This is a genomic window from Thermonema sp. (assembly GCF_026003375.1).
Lineage (GTDB): Bacteria > Bacteroidota > Bacteroidia > Cytophagales > Thermonemataceae > Thermonema > Thermonema rossianum.
This window is the reverse complement of the sequence record NZ_BPHD01000001.1, coordinates 422,170-442,865: the sequence shown is the minus strand read 5'-3', so window position 1 is coordinate 442,865 and position 20,696 is coordinate 422,170. Positions and strand designations below refer to the sequence as shown.

17 protein-coding genes and 1 pseudogene are annotated in these 20,696 nt (G+C 46.2%); 12 read left to right on the top strand and 6 right to left on the bottom strand.

Annotated elements, in window-relative coordinates:
* The first annotated feature begins 10 nt into the window (after positions 1 to 10).
* The 7 genes from QVE43_RS02000 to QVE43_RS01970 all read left to right on the top strand — a co-directional run bounded on the left by QVE43_RS02000 (position 11) and on the right by QVE43_RS01970 (position 10,442).
* Positions 11 to 439, top strand: a complete 429-nt coding sequence (locus tag QVE43_RS02000) for a hypothetical protein (protein WP_288004051.1) — start codon at positions 11 to 13, stop codon at positions 437 to 439.
* A gap of 90 nt (positions 440 to 529) precedes the next feature.
* On the top strand, positions 530 to 940 hold the full coding sequence (locus QVE43_RS01995; RefSeq protein WP_288004050.1) for a hypothetical protein: 411 nt from the start codon (positions 530 to 532) through the stop codon (positions 938 to 940).
* Between the two features lie 562 nt (positions 941 to 1,502).
* Complete coding sequence (locus QVE43_RS01990) at positions 1,503 to 4,076, top strand: TonB-dependent receptor (RefSeq protein ID WP_288004049.1); 2,574 nt, start codon at positions 1,503 to 1,505, stop codon at positions 4,074 to 4,076.
* Between the two features lie 93 nt (positions 4,077 to 4,169).
* Positions 4,170 to 4,601: a DUF2147 domain-containing protein gene (locus tag QVE43_RS01985; protein ID WP_038029853.1), complete on the top strand. Its 432-nt coding sequence runs from the start codon at positions 4,170 to 4,172 to the stop codon at positions 4,599 to 4,601.
* A 163-nt stretch (positions 4,602 to 4,764) separates the two neighbouring features.
* Complete coding sequence (locus QVE43_RS01980; RefSeq protein WP_288004048.1) at positions 4,765 to 5,724, top strand: tryptophan 2,3-dioxygenase family protein; 960 nt, start codon at positions 4,765 to 4,767, stop codon at positions 5,722 to 5,724.
* Between the two features lie 12 nt (positions 5,725 to 5,736).
* Positions 5,737 to 7,029 carry a methylmalonyl-CoA mutase family protein gene (locus QVE43_RS01975; protein ID WP_288004047.1) on the top strand — a complete coding sequence of 431 codons (1,293 nt, stop codon included), beginning with the start codon at positions 5,737 to 5,739 and terminating at the stop codon, positions 7,027 to 7,029.
* Between the two features lie 599 nt (positions 7,030 to 7,628).
* Positions 7,629 to 10,442, top strand: coding sequence for a M43 family zinc metalloprotease (locus tag QVE43_RS01970; RefSeq protein ID WP_288004046.1), 2,814 nt, complete (start codon positions 7,629 to 7,631; stop codon positions 10,440 to 10,442).
* A gap of 77 nt (positions 10,443 to 10,519) precedes the next feature.
* Here QVE43_RS01970 and QVE43_RS01965 read toward each other — a convergent pair whose 3' ends face one another.
* Positions 10,520 to 13,849, bottom strand: coding sequence for an AAA domain-containing protein (locus QVE43_RS01965; protein ID WP_288004045.1), 3,330 nt, complete (start codon positions 13,847 to 13,849; stop codon positions 10,520 to 10,522).
* Positions 13,850 to 13,911: 62 nt separating this feature from the next.
* On the opposite strand from QVE43_RS01965, the gene QVE43_RS01960 reads away from it, so the two are divergent.
* Positions 13,912 to 14,115 (top strand): hypothetical protein, encoded by a 204-nt coding sequence (locus tag QVE43_RS01960; RefSeq protein WP_288004044.1) that lies wholly within the window; start codon positions 13,912 to 13,914, stop codon positions 14,113 to 14,115.
* 45 nt (positions 14,116 to 14,160) lie between these two features.
* Here the strand turns inward: QVE43_RS01960 and QVE43_RS01955 are convergent.
* Positions 14,161 to 14,241, bottom strand: a pseudogene (locus tag QVE43_RS01955) (30S ribosomal protein THX); the annotation flags it as partial.
* Between the two features lie 168 nt (positions 14,242 to 14,409).
* On the opposite strand from QVE43_RS01955, the gene QVE43_RS01950 reads away from it, so the two are divergent.
* The 4 genes from QVE43_RS01950 (at position 14,410) to QVE43_RS01935 (ending at position 17,100) form a co-directional block, all read left to right on the top strand.
* Positions 14,410 to 15,255 (top strand): hydroxymethylglutaryl-CoA lyase, encoded by an 846-nt coding sequence (locus QVE43_RS01950; RefSeq protein WP_288004043.1) that lies wholly within the window; start codon positions 14,410 to 14,412, stop codon positions 15,253 to 15,255.
* 36 nt (positions 15,256 to 15,291) lie between these two features.
* On the top strand, positions 15,292 to 16,035 hold the full coding sequence (locus QVE43_RS01945) for a (Fe-S)-binding protein (RefSeq protein ID WP_288004042.1): 744 nt from the start codon (positions 15,292 to 15,294) through the stop codon (positions 16,033 to 16,035).
* A gap of 79 nt (positions 16,036 to 16,114) precedes the next feature.
* Complete coding sequence (locus QVE43_RS01940) at positions 16,115 to 16,696, top strand: SiaB family protein kinase (RefSeq protein WP_288004041.1); 582 nt, start codon at positions 16,115 to 16,117, stop codon at positions 16,694 to 16,696.
* A gap of 14 nt (positions 16,697 to 16,710) precedes the next feature.
* The gene (locus QVE43_RS01935; RefSeq protein ID WP_038029838.1) at positions 16,711 to 17,100 is read left to right on the top strand and encodes a DUF1987 domain-containing protein; all 390 of its coding nucleotides are present in this window, start codon (positions 16,711 to 16,713) and stop codon (positions 17,098 to 17,100) included.
* On the opposite strand, the gene QVE43_RS01930 is transcribed toward QVE43_RS01935, so the two are convergent.
* The 4 genes from QVE43_RS01930 to QVE43_RS01915 form a co-directional block, all read right to left on the bottom strand.
* Positions 17,097 to 17,894 carry a DnaJ domain-containing protein gene (locus QVE43_RS01930; RefSeq protein ID WP_288004040.1) on the bottom strand — a complete coding sequence of 266 codons (798 nt, stop codon included), beginning with the start codon at positions 17,892 to 17,894 and terminating at the stop codon, positions 17,097 to 17,099. The genes QVE43_RS01935 and QVE43_RS01930 overlap by 4 nt on opposite strands.
* 98 nt (positions 17,895 to 17,992) lie before the next feature.
* Positions 17,993 to 19,054 carry an alkaline phosphatase gene (locus QVE43_RS01925; RefSeq protein ID WP_288004039.1) on the bottom strand — a complete coding sequence of 354 codons (1,062 nt, stop codon included), beginning with the start codon at positions 19,052 to 19,054 and terminating at the stop codon, positions 17,993 to 17,995.
* 43 nt (positions 19,055 to 19,097) lie between these two features.
* On the bottom strand, positions 19,098 to 20,243 hold the full coding sequence (gene dprA / locus QVE43_RS01920; RefSeq protein ID WP_288004038.1) for a DNA-processing protein DprA: 1,146 nt from the start codon (positions 20,241 to 20,243) through the stop codon (positions 19,098 to 19,100).
* Complete coding sequence (locus QVE43_RS01915) at positions 20,230 to 20,601, bottom strand: MerR family transcriptional regulator (RefSeq protein WP_051633117.1); 372 nt, start codon at positions 20,599 to 20,601, stop codon at positions 20,230 to 20,232. The genes dprA and QVE43_RS01915 overlap by 14 nt, the downstream gene beginning before the upstream one ends.
* Between the last annotated feature and the right edge of the window lie 95 nt (positions 20,602 to 20,696).

Sequence of the window (20,696 nt, the reverse complement as noted above, 5' to 3'; positions counted from 1 at the left end):
ATAGAAAGCCATGATGAAAAAGATTTTGTACGTATTTTTGTTGGCAGCCATATCGCTGACTGCCTGCGACAAGCCCGATACCTTGCCTTCGCCCACGCCTAAAGACCTGATTCAAGGCACTTGGTTGCTCTCTTCTGTAAGCATTACCGAAAACGGCCTGCCCGTGGACGATGTGAGTGCTTACAATGGCTTTGTCTTGAAAATTGACGGTTTTAAATATTACGTAAGCAATGGCAATGAGGCCTTCCCCCAGCCGGAAGGTGAGTGGGGATTTGTAGATGAAACTTATAAGCAGGTTCGCCTCGATGATGGTACAATTATTGATATAACTACTTTGAATGCTGATACCTTTAGTTTTACTTTTGAGCGCAAAGGTAGCAGTGCGGCAAGAAACAATATTGTGCCAACCCGGGTGTTTACCTTTACGTTGAAGAAGTAATTAACAAAAAGGCAAACATCCTTTGCTTGGAAAAAAGAGTAAAATAAGTTTAATTGTAGGATAAATTTAAAGTACTAAACTCAATAAGTTATGAAAAAGAACCTTCTCAATCTCTTGGCTTTGACCCTGATTCTTTTCGTTGCTGTTTCTTGTAAAAAAGACAGTGGCGACAGTGGTCCTTCGTTTAAGGCTTATGTAAAGGTATCGGATGTGACTGTGCAGCAAGGTAGCTTGCCTGCTGAGTATGAAGCCATCAAAGGTAAGTCTGCCTCCTTCACCGATACTCAATTTACCATAGGCAATGTATCGGGTACTTATTCTTACACCCCGGGACAAAACAATAACGGAGGGACCGTAACTTTGAGCCCCGACATTTACAGCGGTGGTGACAGCCAATATACCGTTACTTTCAGCAATAACACCATGGTGTGGGTGAAAAACATTGCAGACGCCAGCAAAGGGATTACCAATAATGTAACCATCACCTTTACCACCCAGTGATTGTATTTGCATAGTAAAAACAAAAAGGGCGCTCCCGACCGGAGTGCCTTTTTTGTTTGTTTTTGTTGCATTTTTTCTGCCTGATTGAATAGAGCCGCCCGGTAAAGTGCCGCGGCGCTTGTTCTTTTTTTGCCTTATTTTTTTGCATGCCGAAAGAATCGCAAAAAACAGCATAGCTGGACCGGATAAACTTCGGTATGTCCGCCCAAAGTGCGTTGGTGTGTTTGAAATTGCCGACAGGGGAGTAGTTTTGCTTGTAATGCCTTGGCAGGCTGTTGATTATGTATTGTTTTTGTTTTTTATAACTGATGTGTCACATGTAAGTGAGGGTGTTCATAATGATACATCTTCTTATATGCTTGATTATTAGCCTTTATTTTATTGCCTTGTTATTTTATTTGTTTACTTTTTTTGTCTCCAAAGTCTATTTTGCTTCTTTTTAATACACAGTATTACATTTTTTCATATTGTTTTTGCTTGGTATTTATTATTGTGGTTTGTTTTTAAAGTTTAAATTTATTGGGACAAAAGAATTTTTGTTAACCTCTAAAAAAACAAACCTATGAAACACTTTTTTATCTATTGCATGTTGCTGCTCCTGTCATGGCAAGCTCATGCACAAGTAGAAGTCAAAGGGCGGGTGCTTGACGACGAAGGCAAGCCCCTGCCCGGAACCACAGTCTTGGAAGAAGGTACTTCCAATGGAACCGCCACCGATGCTGACGGGCAATTTACTATGAATGTAAGCAGTTCCCAAGCAGTGCTCTTGTTCGAGTTTGTAGGTTATGAGCCTTTGCGTTACCCTTTAAACGGACGTACGAGCATCGAGGTGCGCTTGAAGCCTTCGGCTCTGAGCCTGCAGGAAGTAGCTATTGTGGGTAGCCGCAGCCTGAACCGTTCGGTTACCGAAACCCCCGTAGCCGTGGATGTGCTCGATGTGCAGAAATTTACCAACGACTACGGACAAGTGGAAATCAATCAGCTGCTTCACTATGTGGCGCCTTCGTTTAATGCCAACCGCCAATCGGGTGCTGACGGCGCCGATCATATCATGCCGGCTACGCTGCGTGGCTTGGGACCCGACCAAACGTTGGTGCTTATTAACGGCAAGCGTCGTCATCAGTCTTCTTTAATCAATATTTTTGGCTCGCGCGGCCGGGGCAATACCGGCACCGACCTGAATGCTATTCCGGCGGCTGCCATTGAGCGTATCGAAATTTTGCGCGATGGCGCCAGTGCCCAGTATGGTTCCGATGCCATTGCCGGGGTGATTAACATCGTTTTGAAGTCGGATGTGGATAAAGGCTCGCTGAACGTAACTACGGGCATGTATAATGCACAACCGCCGGCGCAATATGATGTGAAGACAGATAAGCAGTTTGACGGAGAGACCGTGCAGGTGGCGGCCAACTATGGGGTTGCCTTGGGAGAAAAAGGTTTTATCAATACTACCATTGATTTCTTGAAACAAAATCACACCAACCGGCCGGCTGACCCTGCCAAGTTTGATATTTACCGTCGCCGGTTCGGTAGTGCGGCGGTAGACAACTTCCGTACTTTTGTTAATGCCGAGCTGCCTTTGAACAATACGGCAGCTGTGTATGCCTTCGGCGGGTATAGCCAGCGCTATACGGATGCTTATGCCTGGACACGTGAGGCCAACAGCGAACGTAATGTGCCACAGATTTATCCCAATGGCTTTGACCCTCGTATTACTTCCGACATTCGCGACATATCGTTCTCGGCCGGGGTGCGCAGCAAATTTAAGGGTTGGGATGTGGATTTCAATAATACCTATGGACGTAATTATTTCCACTACATTATCGATGGCACACTGAACGCCTCCTTGGGCGTGAAGTCACCCACCCGTTTCGATGCCGGCGGGCACGCTTTCAGTCAGAATATTACGGGACTGCATTTTACCCGTTATTATAAAAACATCATGCAAGGCTTTAACTTGGCATTTGGTACCGAATACCGCATCGACCGTTACCAAATATTTGCCGGGGAAGAAGCCTCTTGGAAAGATTACGACGACCCGAACGACCCCAACTCCAAACCCGGCGGCTCACAAGGATTTCCCGGCTTCCGCCCCGAAAACGAAGTGGATGAAAGTCGCTATAACCTGGCGTTTTACATAGACGGCGAATTGGATATTACACAAAAGTGGCTGGTGGCTGCCGCTGCCCGCTTCGAAAACTATAGCGACTTCGGCAGCACCTTCACAGCCAAATTGGCTTCGCGCTATGCTTTGAGTAAACAATTGGCTGTACGTGGGTCCGTGAGCACCGGTTTCCGTGCCCCTTCTTTGGCGCAAATATACTATAACACCACCTTTACCGATTTTGTATCGGGGCAGCCGGTAGACAAAATCATTGCCAAAAACAACAGTCCTATTACCCGCACACTCGGTATTCCACAGCTGAAACAAGAAGAATCGCTCAATGCCAGCTTGGGCTTCACCTTCTCTAATGATGTCTTCTCCGCGACAATAGACGGATACATGGTCGATGTGCGCGATCGCATAGTGCTGACCGGTGCTTTTGAAGACACCGACCCCGACATTGGTGCCGACTTGCAAGCTTTGGGGGTAGGCGCTGCGCAGTTCTTTACCAATGCCTTGGACACCCGTACCTTTGGCTTAGATGTTATCCTGGCTTATGTGTTGCGTATGAGTGAAGAGCATAGCTTTACCTTCAGCTTGGCCGGCAACTTCAATACGATGGAATTAGGTGCTGTAAAAACCAGCGCTAAGTTGCGCGGTAAAGAGGATATTTATTTTGGGGAACGTGAAAAACATTTCCTTTTAGCTTCGGCACCGCCCAGCAAAATCACCGCCAGCATAGATTATCAGCGCAACCGCTTCAATGCCAACATAAGAGCAGTACGCTTCGATAAAGTGGTGCTTATCGATTGGTTGGGCACCGAAGACGTTTACAACCCTGTGGTAGTGACCGATGTAACCTTGGGATATGACTTGTATAAAAACATATCCTTAAAGATAGGTGCCAGCAACCTGTTTAATGTGTATCCTACACAACAAGACACTGAAACAGAGACCGGTGGCTTGTGGGATGCCGTGCAACATGGCACCGATGGCGCCTTCTACTTTTCTAAACTGCTTGTTCGGTTCTGAGAAAAAATATTATGCATGCATTGCATTTTTCAGTAGAATGTTCTATTTTATACAAGCATTTATGTGCTAAGTACAAAACAAAAACTTAAAGTTATGCTGAAAAAAACACTCCTCTCACTGTTTGCCGTGCTGTTGACCAGCGGCTTGCTGTTTGCCCAGAAAGACATCACCGGGGTTTGGAAAACCATCGATGATGAAACCGGCAAGCCCAAGTCTCATGTACAGATTTACAAAACGAAAAGTGGCAAGTATGCCGGCAAAGTGGTAAAAATCCTTGACCCCAGCCGTCAAGATGCCGTTTGCGACAAATGTAGCGACTGGCGCAAAGACAAGCCCGTGATGGGCATGGTCATCGTGTTGAACATGGAAAAAGATGGCGATGAGTACACCGGCGGCGAAATCCTCGACCCTAAAAAAGGGAAGGTGTATCGCTGCAAAATGTGGCTGGAAGATGAAAATACGCTGAAAGTACGCGGCTATTTGGGACCGTTCTACCGCACACAAACCTGGTACAGGGTAGAATAGCCAAACGGCATACCACAAAGAAGGCACCTCTGCTGAGGTGCCTTTTGTTTTTTGCCCGTACATACCCATGCCCCGGTATTTTTAGCTTTACTTTATTCAAGCCGCTTTTGTACAATACTTATTTTTGCACTAAAATTGCCAGTATGAAAAACCATCTTTTACCATGACCTATCAAGATTTAGATGAAAAAGTAATGGAGCAGCTCCGTCAGCTGCAACAACGTTATGCTCAAACCGGACAAGACCTGGCTTCTAACCTCGAAGGCTTGCTTTACACAGACTACTTGAAATACTGGGACTACATTGCCCTGGATACTTTGATGACCTTACAGCGTCCGCGCACGACCTTCCCCGATGAAATGATTTTTGTAGTTTATCATCAAATCACCGAGCTTTTCTTTAAACTCATTCAGTGGGAAATAGACCAGCTGCTGGGCGCCACCGCTTCGCTTCCTTTCGCTACCTGGCACGATAAAATGCAACGCATCAACCGCTATATGGATATACTGGTGCGCTCGTCCGATATTATGAGCGATGGAATGGAGTTTGAACAGTTCCGTAAGTTTCGTATGGCTTTGTTGCCGGCAAGTGGCTTCCAGTCGGTACAATTCCGGGAAATAGAGTTGAAAGCTACTTCTTTATGGGTGCTGCTCGACAGAAACGAGCGGCAAGGCAGGGCAAGTACCGAACCGGTGGAAACGCTTTATCCGCTCATCTATTGGAAGCGCGGCGCCATAGAAACGGAAAGTGGCAAAAAAACCATTACTTTACAACACTTCGAAGAGAAATACGATGCGCATTTGATGCAGTTGGCACGCCGGCATGCCGGCAATAACCTGTACACCTTATTCAAGGAGAAAGGGCAGCACCTGACCGGAGAAGAGCGGCAGGCACTGCGTGAAGAATATCGCCGCTTCGATAATCGTTTCAACGTAGGTTGGCGTCTGGCTCATTTGCGGGCAGCAGCCAAGTACTTGATGAAGAAGAAAGGCGAAGCCGTGGCGGCAACCGGTGGCACTAACTGGACGAAATACCTGCCGCCCCGCTTTCAGAAAATCATATTTTTCCCCTCGCTTTGGACAGAGGAGGAAGTTGCCAAATGGGGCACACAACTCATAGATTAAAAAAGCCTGCTTATGAACATGGAAAAAGATATTCAATCGTTGTTGAGTGAGTTTCCCGCCTATAGCAAGAAGGACTGGGTTCAGCTGATTGAAAAAACGCTAAAAGGGGGAAGCTACGAGGATTTGGTAAGTCTTACGGAAGAAGGCATAGCTATAGAACCGGTTTATACACAGGAAGACCTGAATGATGCCACAGTGCAAAAGCGGCATGCTTTATTGCAGCGCCTGGCACCGAAAGGCTGGAAAAACCGGGTTGTGATCTATCCGTCGAAGCAAGCGCCTCAAGAGCCCCTGCATGAAGAAGCAGCGAATTGGGGGGCAGATGAATTCTATTGGGAACAACTGCCCGGTGCTGTCTTGCCGGCTGCCCCCGCTTATGTGATTGATTGGCAGCAAATAGAGCGACCGGCAACAGCTTGCCTCATAGATCCGCTGACCGAGAAAATCATTTCAGAAGGGGCACCCTTAAAGCGGGAAGAGTGGGACCGCTTGGCCGATTTCCTGAAACAACACCCACAGGCAGGCTTGGCGGTACAGGGGCGTAACTTTCAAGAAGCCGGCTTGCCTTTAACCCATACTTTAAGCTATACATTGGCGGCAGCCATTACCTATGGCATAGAGCTGCGGCAACGTGGCATAGATTCTTACGAACGTATGGAGTTGAGCTTCTCGATAGGAAGCCGCTATTTTATGGAGATAGCCAAGCTGCGCAGTGCGCGTTTGTTGTGGTTCCGCCTGGCGCAGCTTATCGAGGCACCCGGGCGGTTGCCGCTGCATGCACGCACGGCGCTCTACAACAAAACTGCCGCCGATGCTTACAATAATTTGTTGCGTGCTACAGTGGAAATGGCCGCAGCAGTGGTGGGGGGCGCCGATGTGCTTACAGCCGATCCTTACGATTATATCAGTGGGCAGCATAGCGCTTTTTCAAGGCGCATTAGCCGCAATATTCCCATCATGTTGAAGGATGAGAGCTACCTGGACAAGGTACAATTGCCGGCATCGGGCAGTTATTTTGTGGAAGCTGCTACCGAAGCTTTTTGTCAACAAGTATGGCAGCAATTGCAGCAGTTGGAAAGCATGGGCTGGTTGCGCGAGCCGGCAGCCGTAGAACAACTCATGCGCGATGCAGAAAAAGCAGTTGCACAACTTACCGGGCGTTTGCGTTCAGGAAAGCAGGTACTGCTGGGCGTGAACAAATACCCCAACCCCAATGACCAACCACTGCCGGTAGAAGCTGCTTTGTTTAAAGGAAAGGCGTTGCCTTTTATTCGATACGAAACCTTGGCAATGCCGGAGGCATGATTTTGTAAAGCTTTTTAAAGATTCGAAAAAGCAAAGGACATGCTCATGGCAGCGTGTCTTTTGCTTTTTTGCTTTCTCCTGCTTCCCAAGCAAAGTAGCCACGGCAAGTAAAAGCATTTTTCTATTTTTTTAAAAATTAAAATACTTTGAAAATCAAAGTTTGTTTATCCGGACTTTGATCCATGCTTTACTAATAGCAGCTGTGCTTAGGGCTTGAGGTGTCTTTGTCTGTTTCCTTTTGTCATTTCGAACGGAGCACAGAATTTCATTCTCATTGCCCCGTGCTTGCTTTTGTATTTTTTGCTACGTCGAGCGGGCACAAGTCATTTCATCAAAGCAAGCAGCGCAAGAGCGATTTCCCGTTTACCCTCGAAGTGGCAGGGAAAGGAGAGATGACAGGATAGAGGCTTTGCGGTGACAGAGGATGGAAAAGGGCTCAAAAGCTTGTTTTTTGCCATGATATGCTGCGCGATGCATCAAATAATCATGAGAGCCATATTGGTAGTATTGATTAAGGTATTTGATGCTTTTTAAAGCGTATTTTTTTGAAAAAATGCGTATCTTTGAAAGATTTTGTTGTGTTTCAAATACAAAATACCATGAAGTTTCAAAAAACTTGGATTTTCCTTGTGTTGTTAGGGCTTTTGTGGCATGGCAGCTACGCGCAAAAGACACCGAAGTCAAGAGAAGCTGCTTTGAAGCGCTGTGCTACCGTAGAGTACATGCAACAGCTGCGTGCGCGTTATCCTTCGTTTCCTTCCGATGAGGCATTTGAACAGTGGCTGGCGCCCCGCCTGCGCAGCTTGGAGGAAGCCAAGAAAAAGGGCGTTTACAAAAAAGCAACTTATACCATTCCGGTAGTAGTGCATGTTATTCATAATGGCGAAAATATAGGAAGTGGCACCAACCTGCCTTATGCCCAAATAGAATCTCAAATACGGGTGCTTAACGAAGACTTTAACCGCACCAATGCCGATGCAGTAAATACACCTGCCGACTTTCAGCCGGTAGCGGGCAGTATTAGTATAGAGTTTAAGTTGGCTACCCGTGACCCCGACGGCTTGCCCCTTGCCGAGCCGGGCGTGCATCGTGTGGACCGCAACGCGATGGGGTGGAGCACTCCGCCTTTTAGCGACTCTTATGTGGAGTCTGTCATTAAGCCGGCTACCATTTGGGACCCTAATTTGTATTTGAATATTTGGGTACTCGACCTCGCCGGTGGCTTGTTGGGGTATGCACAGTTTCCTGAAAGCACACTCGACGGTCTGCCCTCGAGTGGTGAATCGGCAAGCACCGATGGCGTGGTGATTTGGCATAAAGCCTTCGGCTCGAATTACGATGCTGCGGGAAACCCCGTAAATCCCGCTTATGATTTGTTGAGTGCCTACGACCGGGGACGTACCACCACGCATGAGGTAGGTCATTTCTTGGGCTTGCGCCACATTTGGGGCGATGGTGATTGTTCGAAAGATGACTTTGTAAGTGATACGCCGCTTGCAGACGGCGATAACGCAACTTCATCGCCTTGTACTTATCCGGGGCGTAACTCCTGCAACGAAGGGGCTAATGATTTGCCCGATATGTTTCAAAACTACATGGACTATTCCAATGACGTATGTATGAACCTCTTCACCCAGGGGCAGATGAGCCGTGTGGAGACGGTATTGCAAAACTCACCACGCCGAAAAGAGCTGTTGAGTTCGCCGGCTGCCGACCCGCTGCCTATTTATGCCAGCTTTCAGGTAGATAAACAAAGTGGCTGTGCGCCTTTGACTGTTGTTTTTACCGATCAGTCCGGGGTGGATAGTGGTGAACCGCCTATTTCTTCTTGGACTTGGAATTTCGACCTCACCGGTGTTGGTGGCACACTTTCGCCTGCAAGTAGCGCAACCGGCGCCGGACCGCACACCATCACTTTTGACCCTACTGCTTTGGGCCCCGGCTCTTATACCTATGAAGTGGAGTTGGTGGTTGACAATGGCAGCAAAACCGCTTCATTTAAAAGAAATATTACGGTTGTGGTACCGTCGGCGCCTCAGGCTTTACCTATCGTTGACAATTTCGAAAGCGGCACACTTACAGCCGGCAATGGCACTACCGAAGTATGGCAGGTGTCGAGCAACTCGCCTGATGGTGGCTGGGCCTTTACTTCTACGGCTTATGAAGGGAGTCAGGCGTTGTGGGTGAACAATTTTGATGCTGACTTCAGTGGGAAAAAAGTAGAGCTGGTTTTACCTTATTTTAGTTTGTCGGGTGCAAGCAAGCCCCAGTTGCGTTTTTATGTGGCCTATGCGCCTTATAGCTCTAATTTTTATGATGGCTTAGAAGTGGTACTGTTGAGCGATTGTGGGGCTACTGAAACGGTCCTTTATACTAAGGAAGGAACAAGCTTGGCTACTGCGCCGGCTACCACCTTGCTGTTTACACCTACCGCCGGTCAGTGGCGTGAAGAAATCGTTGATCTGTCGGCTTATGTGGGGCAGAGCGACTTGCGTCTTGCCATTCGTAACAAGGGGGGGTATGGTAATGCACTTTATTTGGATGCCGTGAAACTCTATGATGCACAAGTGAATGCTGACATTAGCTTGAGTGCTTCGCGTGGGAAGAGTCCTTTTACAGTGACCATTTCCGATGCTTCGAGAGTAGAAGCCGGCCAGCCTGCCATCAATAGTTGGAGCTGGGATTTCAATGCTACTTCAAAACAAAATGTAGGGATAAACCCTTACGATACAGCTAATACGGCAGGTCCTCATACGATTACTTATGAAGTGCAGAGTACCACGGCCGGTTTGCACACCGTGCAGGTGAAGCTGACGGTGAGCAATGGTAATTATAGTGACAGCAAGACGGTTCCTATAACCATAGAAGTGCCATTGAATGCACCACAAGATTTATCGGTATTAAGCGGGGGGGTACCCCGGGTGGTTGTCAGTTGGACCTACCCCAACGACAATGGTGCAGAAGGTTTCCGTGTGGAACGTTCCGAAGACGGACAAACATTTACGATGGTAGGCGCTACGGCTTTAGATGAACTGTCATATACCGACGAAACGGTCCTGTTGGGTAAGACCTACTACTACCGTGTGTATGCTTACAACGACACGAAGCAGATACAGTCGGATTATACAGCCGTGCAGGAGGTAAGCGTATCTGAGTTTGTAACGGGAACTGCCCCTCAACAGCAGGAAACGGTGCAGGTGTATCCTAACCCCGGCAAGGGGATCTTTACGGTAACTTTGCCACAAGCGCAGCAGGCGCGCTTGCGTGTGTTGAACCAATTGGGGCAAGAAGTGTGGTACGGCAGCATGCAAGGCAAGCATCAAGTGCTTGCACTGACACTGCCACGGGGCGTTTACTTTCTACAAATACAAACGAATGAGCGTCTTGAAACCATGCGTTTGGTTGTAGAATAGCCTTGCATTGTGAAATCGAAGTGAAAAAGACGGGTGCCCGGTGCCCGTCTTTTTTTGTATGAATGGAAGGAGGGCGGTTACGCCTTTTTGGTATTTGACAGCGACAGTGTTTCAGCAGGAATGCGTTGACAAAAGTTTTCAATAAGTTGTTTGTAAAAGACGGATTGACCAAGGACCTCTGCCACGCCCAGCAAAACAAACTGCTCTTGTGCCCTGCTGATAGCCACGTTGAGTTTCCTGTCCACGGTGCCGTGAATATCCGGGGCTTCAATGGCCTGTAGATGGCGCGGGTGGTTTACGGCTGCACTCATGATAATTAAACGTCGCTCGCTTCCTTGGAAGCGCTCTACGGTGTCAATGGTTATGCGGGCAGCCAGTTCCCGGGGCAGCTTGCTCTTGATATGCGCTATTTGTGCACGGAAGGGTGCAATGACACCAATCGCTTCTGCCGGACAATCCGGATGAAGGCGCAGGTAGTCTTCAATAAGCCGGACGACCAAGTCTGCTTCCTGCTCATGGACTTTCAACTGCTCTTCGGGGCGGGTGGTAATAAACACGAGACGCCCGGCATCGAAGACAGGGTGCCCGGTGGCAGGCAAAGGGGCTTTTTGGTGCTCAGTGGCTGCACGCAGTTCTTTATAAAACAACGCATTGAAAGCCTGCATGATGTCTTCATGACAACGAAAATGCTCTTTCAGCATGCCGTAGGCTTCCGTCCAGCCTTTATTTTGAGCATGATAAAGCAGGCGTTCAAAAAGCGACAAATGTAAAGGATAGAGTCCGTGCGTTTTTAGTAAATTTACATCTTCATATAAACTACTTTGGTTTTCAAAGTTTTTATTGCCTTCTACATCCTGCATGACAACAGCCGGCAATTGCCGTTCATCACCTATGAGAATGAATCGCTTGCATTGCGCCAGCAGTCCACATAAATGAGTTTCCAAGAGTTGAGAGGCTTCATCTACAATTAAAGTGTCTATATTGCCGCAAAGGGGTAGGTAGCGCGAAAAAGAGCTGACAGTAGAAACCCATACACGGCATTGGCGCAGGCGTGATTGCAAAGCCCGGGCATCTTCTTCTTTTTGTTGCAAGCGGTAGGGGAGCAGCTCTTGTTCGCCGGAGCCCATGCCCAAGCGCACAAAAGGAATGTGGGCTTGGTGTAGTTTTAGTGCGATTTCATCGGTAGCCCGGTTGGTAAAGGCTATGAGGGCTATGTTTTCTTGTGTATGATGATAGAGATACTCGGCCATCTTGCGCAGCAGGGCCGAAGTCTTTCCCGTGCCCGGCGGTCCTTGTAACAGGTAATAGTCTTGCGCAGACAGTGCCCGTTGCAGTTCTTTCTTTTGTGTGGGCGTGAGTCCGTCGAAGCGCTCATTTAAATGCGGCAGGGGACCAAAACGGGGGCGTTCCTGCCCATAAATCAAGGCTTTTTTGCGGGCATCGGCTTTTAAAAAAGTGCCAAGAGATTGAAAAAGAGGAGTAAAAGTGGTTTCTATCCAGTCGTTTTCCATGCACCACGAGCGGTGTTGTTTGAAAATAGCCGGGTCAACAAAGCGGTTGCGCAATTTGACAATAAAGTGCTCACCATCGACTTGGTCGAGCATTCCCCGCAGAATAGGGTGTCCGGTGGGGTTGTTTTTGTATTGTTCCGGGTAAAGCAAAACGATATCGCCTTCACGGAAAGCGACGGTGGTATGGTTGCCGGCAGGGCGTTTCAGGTACAGACGCGAGGAGGCCAAATCCCATTGGCTTACGGTAAGGTGCGTGGCAAGACCAAAGTCTTCTGCCTTGGATTCGGCAGGCTCGCGCCATAAAGCAGCAAAGCCTTTGTGTGTGCGATTGGACGCATAGCTGCCCATTTTTGCGGTACGCAGTTCTCGTCCGAGGAAAGCACTATGAGCTGCCACATAGGCCCGGTCCAGTTCGGAAGCTTCTTGCCACGCATGTGCAAAGGCGCGCACCGGGCTTTGTAAGAAGGGCGGCAGAGTGTTTTCGTTGAGCTGTTTCAAGATGCGGGTCATGGTGGTGGCAGTCATCCTGCACAAAAGTCGCTCATAGAAAACAATGTGATTGCGTATTTGCAGCAACAGTTGCTTCTCGTAAAGCAGGTTGCCACAGTCGCGGAGGCCATCTTGTGCCATTCGTGCATAGAAGACGGCGCTGTTCCCTCTTCGTTGGGGGGTGGCATCTTCGAGCAACAAATTATAGGCCGATACCTGCAGCAGGTGGTTGTCCCAGATATGATAGGCAGGAGGCTTGCCGCTTTTCAGCTCTACGATGTTTTGGTGGTGTGTGTGCGTCCGGTCAATAAGCAGGAGGTCTATGCGTCCCTGCAGGCCATAGAAAGGGGCATAAAAGTGCGGTTCCGTGAGGGTGTGCCACTGCCCGGAGGTGTAGTGGGGTAATATTGATTTTATATTTTTAAAATATCTTTGAAGTTCAAAGCTTATCCATTCTTCCGTTATTTTTTCCTGTGTTTGCATTTGCAAAAGGATGCGTTCGGTTTGCTTGCTGTCAATGACCTGACGTATGGCAGTTTTTTCGTCGATTTCCGGTTTGCTTATCATCAGGTCGAAGAGCTCGTTGGTCAGGTTGCCCAAGAATGCGGAAAAAGAAGCTTCTTGTGTGAGAAAACGGCTTATAAGCGCAAGTAATGGCAGCGGGCGATGGCGGTAGTAGCACTGCACAATGGAAGAAACATCGATGAGGTAGTCGGGATCTACTATTAGTAAAGTTTCGTCGGTAGTTTGCCAGCCCGTGGGTGTGTGTATGAGGTTCGTTAAGTGTACCACTTGGTTGGCTTGCAGGTACTTGACCGTTTCGGTGAGCTTGAATGTATAGTGCCGGCTTCCGTCGGGCGAAGAGTAGGGGATATCTTTTACCAAAATGCTGATTTCGCCGGCTTCAGGGCTAATACCTTCCAGCTTACAAAAGGTGTTGTTGTGAATTTCGGGGCGTTTGTTAAGCAACAAACGTAGTTTGTTTAAATGCTGGACTTGTGCACCGGGAAGGCGGGTAGAAAGTGTATGTCCCGCCAGCAGGTCTTGAAGCACAGAAGGCGGGGGCGTGTTGGAACAATGTTCTATGAGTTGCGTGACGATAAGCAGTGCATCCTTCCAGTCGTTTTCGTGGATGCTTTGTCCGCTTTCGGCTTTAAGAAAAAGATATTTCAGGCGATTGAAGTACTCATGCCAGTGGGCAGGCAATTGACAGGCTTCGAGAATAAAGTTGAGGCGGTCGTAGAAGTGATAAAAGAAGCGTTGTTTCTCGATGTTCCGGCAAATGGTTACTGCCAGCTCTTCATTGATGGTTTTGCAATGCCATAGTTTTTGCAAAGCAGAATGGGTGCTCTGTATGCCTTCGTGGCAGCTGTTGTAAAAATATTGAGCGTCTATAGGGCTAATCATAGAATGATTTGTGCTTGAATGGCGTTTTTTAACAAAAGAAATAAAATAAAAAAACTTTGATTATGTGTGGTATTCACTTTAGAGTTGACCGTTTTGAAAATCGATGTGAGCGTTGTGGTAAGCTTTTAATGGGGGAAGATACCTATTTTGATGAAGAGCGTTTGTGTGAAAACTGTCTTGCGCAACAGGAAAACAGGGGGGAGGAGGCTGTAAAGGTGGTGGCAAGCGAAGAGGAGGCAGAAGAAAAAACAAAGCCGGAAGAATAAACTTCCGGCTTATTCAGCTTTCTTTTCAGAGGCGTTTTTCTTCTGTTTGTTTTTGCGAGGACGGCTTACGCCATAAGTTCCACGCCAGAGTTTACCTCTTTTGGTTCTTCTATCGCCTTTTCCCATAGTTGTGAAATTTGGTTTTAGAAGTGAAAGCTTGTGCAATTATACGCTTTTTTTGTTGTCTTGTCAATTTTTTTATTTTAAACAACTTTGACTTTCAATGTCAAAAAACAACAAAAACAAACAAACAAACCGCACAGATTTCTTAATATTGCACAAAAACAAAAGCATATGCTGCAGATTGTAGAATGCCCACGCGATGCCATGCAGGGGATACAAACTTTTATCCCTACAGAAAAAAAAGTCCACTATTTAAATCTGTTATTGAAAGTGGGGTTTCATACGCTGGATTTTGGCAGTTTTGTGTCGCCAAAAGCCATTCCCCAAATGCGGGATACGCATGAGGTCGTCAAGCAGCTACACAGCAGTACGGCAACCAAGCTGCTGGCTATCGTGGCAAATGAGAGGGGGGCGGTCGAGGCTTGCCAATACAAGCAAATCCGGTACCTGGGCTTCCCTTTGTCGGTATCTGAAACCTTTCAACAGCGCAATACCAACAAATCTATAGAAGATGCTTTGTTGGTTGTAGAACGTATTCAGCAGCTATGCATAGAGAAAGGGAAGGAGCTGGTCGTTTACATATCCATGGGCTTTGGTAACCCTTATGGCGATCCTTATAGTCCTGAGCTTGTATGCCGGCTGATTGAAAAGCTACAAGGGATGCAGATAGGTATCGTGTCGCTGGCAGATACGATAGGGAGTGCTTCTGTACACGATATAGAAGCGCTTTACTCATTGGCTTCGCGTTTATTTCCCGGTATGACCTTGGGAGTTCATTTGCATGCCCGGCGGGAGGAGGTGAAAGAAAAAGTACAAGCTGCTTATGCGGCGGGCTGCCGCCGTTTTGATGGTGCGCTTCGCGGCTTCGGAGGTTGCCCTATGGCAAAAGATGAATTGGTAGGTAACTTGGATACAGAGTTATTGCTGGCTGCGTTGCGCGAGATAAAAGCGCCCGTTCCCCCTTTAAATGAGGAAGCTTTGGAAGAAGCCAAACGTTATTCATTAGAAATTTTTTAACTATTTTATTCTAATATATTTTGAACATTAAATATTATGCGGGTAAGTGTAGACTTATTTATTCCTTGTTTTGTGGATCAGATAGCCCCGGAAATTGGTTTCAGCATGATTAAGATACTGGAAAAGCTGGGGTGTTCCGTTTCCTATAATCCCAATCAGACTTGCTGCGGGCAACCGGCTTTTAATGCCGGCTTTTTTGATGAGGCCTGCAAGGTAGCTCAAAAGTTTGTAAGCGACTTCCGGCAGGCTCTGGAAAGTGAGCAGCATTATATTGTAGCACCGTCTGCTTCTTGTGTGGGAATGGTACGCAATCAATATGAGCGTTTGTTAGGCGATGCTCTAAGTAAAGAGCATTTGTTTGCAATTGAGCACAAAGTATTTGAGTTGTGTGAGTTCATAGTAGATGTTTTGGAAGTAGATAAGATTCCCGGCGCCTATTATAAAGCAAAGGCGGTTTATCATGATAGCTGCAGCGCCTTGCGGGAGTGTATGATTTACGATGCACCCCGTAAGTTGCTTGCAGGCGTAGAGGGCTTGGAGTTGCATGAGCCGGCACATCCGAATGAATGTTGCGGATTTGGCGGTACTTTTTCTGCAAAGTTTCCTGCCATCGCAGCCGGCATGGCTATGCAAAAGGTAGAAGATGCCCTTGCGCAAGGGGCTGAACTGATCATTTCTTCTGACTTCTCTTGCTTGCTTCACTTGGATGGTTACATCAAAAAGCATCAAAAAGCAGTGGATACGGCTCACATTGCCGATATTTTGGCATCAGGATGGTAGAAAAGCTTGTGTAATAAGGATAAAATTATGTATCTTCAAAGAAGACAAAGACAGTCCGTGACTTTAATACTCGTATGTGATGCCTAAGACACCCACACTTCCTTTTTTGGCAGACATGAAAATGGAGCAAATTATTCTCTGTTTTCATGGCAAGTTGAATAATGAAATGATTCAATATTTCATTAAAATCATGGATTTGAACTTGATACAGTGTGAGGTGCGTAAAGTCCAAAGAAGGCGCATCATATCGGTCATGATTGAAAGTCTGCAAAATGTAATTCACTATAATGCACGGCTTCAAGAGGAAGCAAACGAAGTGGAGCAACATACTTATTTCATATTTTACCATAGTAGTACGGGCCAAGAAGCGCCGGTTTACCGGTTGTTGGTATCCAATCCGGTAAAAGAAGCACACATACAAAACCTTAAAGCACGATTGGAAACCATTAAAAAGCAAGCGGTGGACAGCTTGCATGAGGAGCAATTAAAAATACTTGAGCATAAAAGTGTAAAGGCAGATGAAAACCAGCACCATGGGGCAGGCATCGGTTTGATAGATATGGCCCGAAGATGTTATGGAAATTTTGATTATAACTTTTATGATTTTAACAATAATTTTAAGTATTTTACCATACAATTTGTATTTAACGGACAGGTATAAAAAACAATAGTTTTATGGAAGACTTATACTTTGAAGCTACAAATAAGACACCTAAAGTGAGTTTCCGCGCTGCCGACGGAAAGCTTGAAATTATAGGACGTTCTATCCCGGAAAACTCTTATAAGTTCTATGAGCCGGTGCTTCAGTGGTTGGATGAATATATCGATTCGCCGGCCGAGAAAACAGAACTTACTTTTAAGCTGGACTATTTTAATACCAGCTCTTCTATGTACATCCTCGGAATTTTAAAGAAGCTCGAATTTTTACATGAAAAAGGGCATGCAGTACAGGTGAAATGGTATTATGACGTAGAGGATGAAGATATGATGCAAACGGGGGAAGACTTAAAGCAGATAGTGAAGCTCCCCATTGAGATATTGGAAATAGACCAAGAAGAGGCTTAGTACTTGTAAAGCCTGTCCATCCCGCGAGCAAAAGGTGACCACGGATTGGGGTAATAGCGCCAAGCGTGAGGGGAGTTTTGTTGCTTTAAGTAAGTGTTCATGATTTCTTGTGCCAAAGTATAGTGTCCTTTTTCATAGGCAATAATAGCTAAATAGAGATATTTATGAGGATTCTTTATGATAAGCTTATACTCTTTGGGTAAGCTGTTTTTTATGGATGTGGTATCGTTTTTATACAGGGTTTCTATATCAGCAATATCAAAACTATCGATGCTGACAGGGTAGCCATCAGGAAAATCAGGTGTGAGGACACGAACAGTATTGGATGTACTTATAAAAAATAAACGGCCATCCGCAAAGCTGTTTTGAAGCTCTCGCCATCTTTCTTGTTTGCTTTGTTTATCAATAAGATAAATAAAGGGGGCTGCGATGATGAGATTCAAGATGATTATAAAAGCGGCCAATGACCCCATTTCGAAACCCCGGTTGTATTTTTTTTCTTCTTCTTTTTGTATTTCATCAAAGAAGACGCGCCATACAGCTTCTTTTCGCTTGCGCTCTTGCTCCATTAAGTGTGTCCACTGCGTATAGAGAAATGTTTGGTAGTGGTCGTATTGGTAACGTAGTTCTTGGTTTGATAAAACTCTATATGCTTCGTTGATTTTTTTAAAATGCTCGGTACCATGGGGATTCACATCCGGATGATACTGCTTTGCCAATTTCCGGTATGCCCATTTGATTTCTTCTCGTGTGGCAGTGCGTGATACGCCCAGTATTTTATAATAGTCATCCATGATGTCTTTTTTATAAAAGATAAGCAACAAATAAGAAACAAAAAAGGAGATAAGCCCAAGGCTATCTCCTTCATGTTACCACACAAAGCAAAAGGTGCTTAGTGCTGCTGAAGCAACAGTTTTTTTATCTTATGATAGATTTCGGTATTGTGATAAATACCTTGAAACTCCTCAGCGCCGGGACCAAAGGCAAAAACCGGTACGGGAACTGCCGTATGATGGGTTGTGATAAATTTCCCATCGACACTTTTTTCTTTCAATGAGCCGCCGACCAAGGCAAAGCCACCGGTTTCATGGTCTGCGGTAATAATTACCAAAGTATTGCCGTCTTTTTCGGCAAAATCGAGAACGGCTTCAATTGTGTTGTCAAAATCAACCATTTCTTCGATGATATACTGCGCATCATTGTTGTGGCCGCCCCAATCTATTTGCGAGCCTTCTATCATCAAAAAGAAGCCATCCGGATTATTGTTGAGTATTTCAATAGCTTTTAAAGCCGCTTTTTTTAGCAGTTCGCCACGCCCTTGGCTGTATCGAGGCAATCCATTATCGGCTAACAGAGCGGCCAGGGGTTGTGGAGCACGATGTTTGTCCAAATCCTGTACAGACAAAGCAACAAAGTAACCTTTTGCTTTCAGCGAATCGATAAGGTTGCGCCCGTCTTTACGCTTCATGAAAAATTTTTGTCCGCCACCTATGAAAACATCGATAGGCGTATTTAAAAAATCAAGCGCAATTTCTTCTTCCATTTTGCGCGATTTCTGATGCGCAATAAAGGAGGCGGGCGTGGCGTGGGTGATGCTGGAGGTGGCTACCAAGCCGGTTGCCAGCCCCTTGGCTTCGGCTTCTTCGAGAATGGTTGTTACCGGCTTGCCGGTACTGTCCACACCAATGGCGCCATTATATGTCTTTTGCCCTATAGACAAAGCCGTGGCGCCGGCTGCCGAGTCAGTTACATAGTTGTCGGATGAGTTTGTACGGGACAAGCCAATTACTTTACAGCGCTCCAGAGCAAGGTGCCCACCTTTGGCCGTCATCCCCGCATATATTTGAGCGAGTCCCATGCCATCACCAATCATAAGAATTACTTTGCGGGGTTTGTGTTGCGTATAAGCATTGAATGTCGCGAAAAGGAGCAAGGATACCAGTAATCGTTTCATAAGGTTTAGCTTTTGATTGAAGGTGCAATTTTAATAAATAAAGCTAAGAATCTGTAAAATGCTGTTTAAGAACAGGCAACCATTGATGTATGATTTGATAAGAATTGCCGGCTTGTGCCTGCAAAATACCTTTGACTTCCAATTGTAAAAGGGATGCATAGAGTTCGGGAAAGAGCTGTTCACTATGCAAGCTTAGTGCTTCTGTGCTCATACGGTAGTCGGGCGCTTTCAAAAGCAGCTTGATGATTTGCAGTTCGGTGGGCGATAGTACGGGTAATTTTTTTTCTTCATGAGAGGCAGGCGACAAATCCCATCCCATAAGACGTACCAAGTCTTCGGCTTGTTCAAGCAAGTGCGCCTGCTGCGTTTTTATCAAAAGATGGCAACCTTGCGAGGTGTCGTGAAAAACAGAACCGGGTACTGCCATGACCTCCCGGTTATAATCATTGGCTAAGCGTGCAGTAATGAGCGCACCACCTTTTTTTCGCGCTTCTACTACCACTACCACATCCGACAGCCCGGCGATGATCCGGTTGCGGGCAGGGAATAAAGCCGGATGTGTTTGTGTATAAGGTGGCGACTCGGTAAGTAATAAGCCACTATTTTTTAAAATTATTTTGGCTATTTTGATATGATCGGGAGGGTATATTTGATTTAAACCGCCTGCCAAAACGGCTACCGTCGGAATTCCGCTATCTATGGACTTTTGGTGTGCGTAAACGTCTATTCCGTAAGCAAGACCACTCAGTGTTATTAAAGAATATTGTTTTAAATCGTTAAAAAAACTATCTAAAAAATAATATCCATAACTGGATGGTTTACGGGTGCCGACTATTGCCACGGCCGGCCGGTTTAGTATTTCAAGATTGCCTGTGTAATACAATACCAAAGGAGCATCCGGTATTTCCTTTAGGCGATAAGGGTAATCAAAGCTTGTGATGGTGGTTATTTGAATGCCTAATTTCCGGCATTGCTCAATGATATTGTGTGCTTTGCGTAGCCATTGTTCTTTATGGTGCAGCTCATCTGATATGCGTTTCCCTATCCCCGGGACACTTCTTAGTTTTCCCGGTGGGGTAGAAAATACTTTTTCCGCGCTTCCGAAGGCTTGTATCAGCTGCCGCCCTAAGATGCTGCCTATTTTCGGAATAAGGGTAAGGGCTACCTCGTACAGTTTAGGGGAGTTCATTGCGAAGCATTTGAAGGAAAGATTTTACTTTCTTCAACGACTCGATGGCTTCTGCTTTTTTCTTTAGCTCGTTCTTGTGCTCGCTCAAATATTTATTGGCTCCCTCAATGGTGAACCCTTTATGTTTGAGCAGGTAGTAAATAAGCTGTAAGTCTTTAATGTCCGACTCTGTAAAACGCCGGTCACCATTGCTGTTTCGTTTGATTTGCAATGAGGGAAACTCCGATTCCCAGTAACGGATCACAGATGGCTCCACACCTAAGAAGGCAGCCACCTCGCCGATAGAGTAATAATGTTTCTTCGGCAAAGAAGAAGTGCTCTTGAACAAGTGTTCGTCAGTATATAGGGGGGAAGACATGACGGAGTTTTTTGAAAACTTTTTAATAAAGTCTTAAACAAATCTAATAAAAACTTGATGTAATAACAAGTTTTTGAGCGATAAAATTTTAAGGG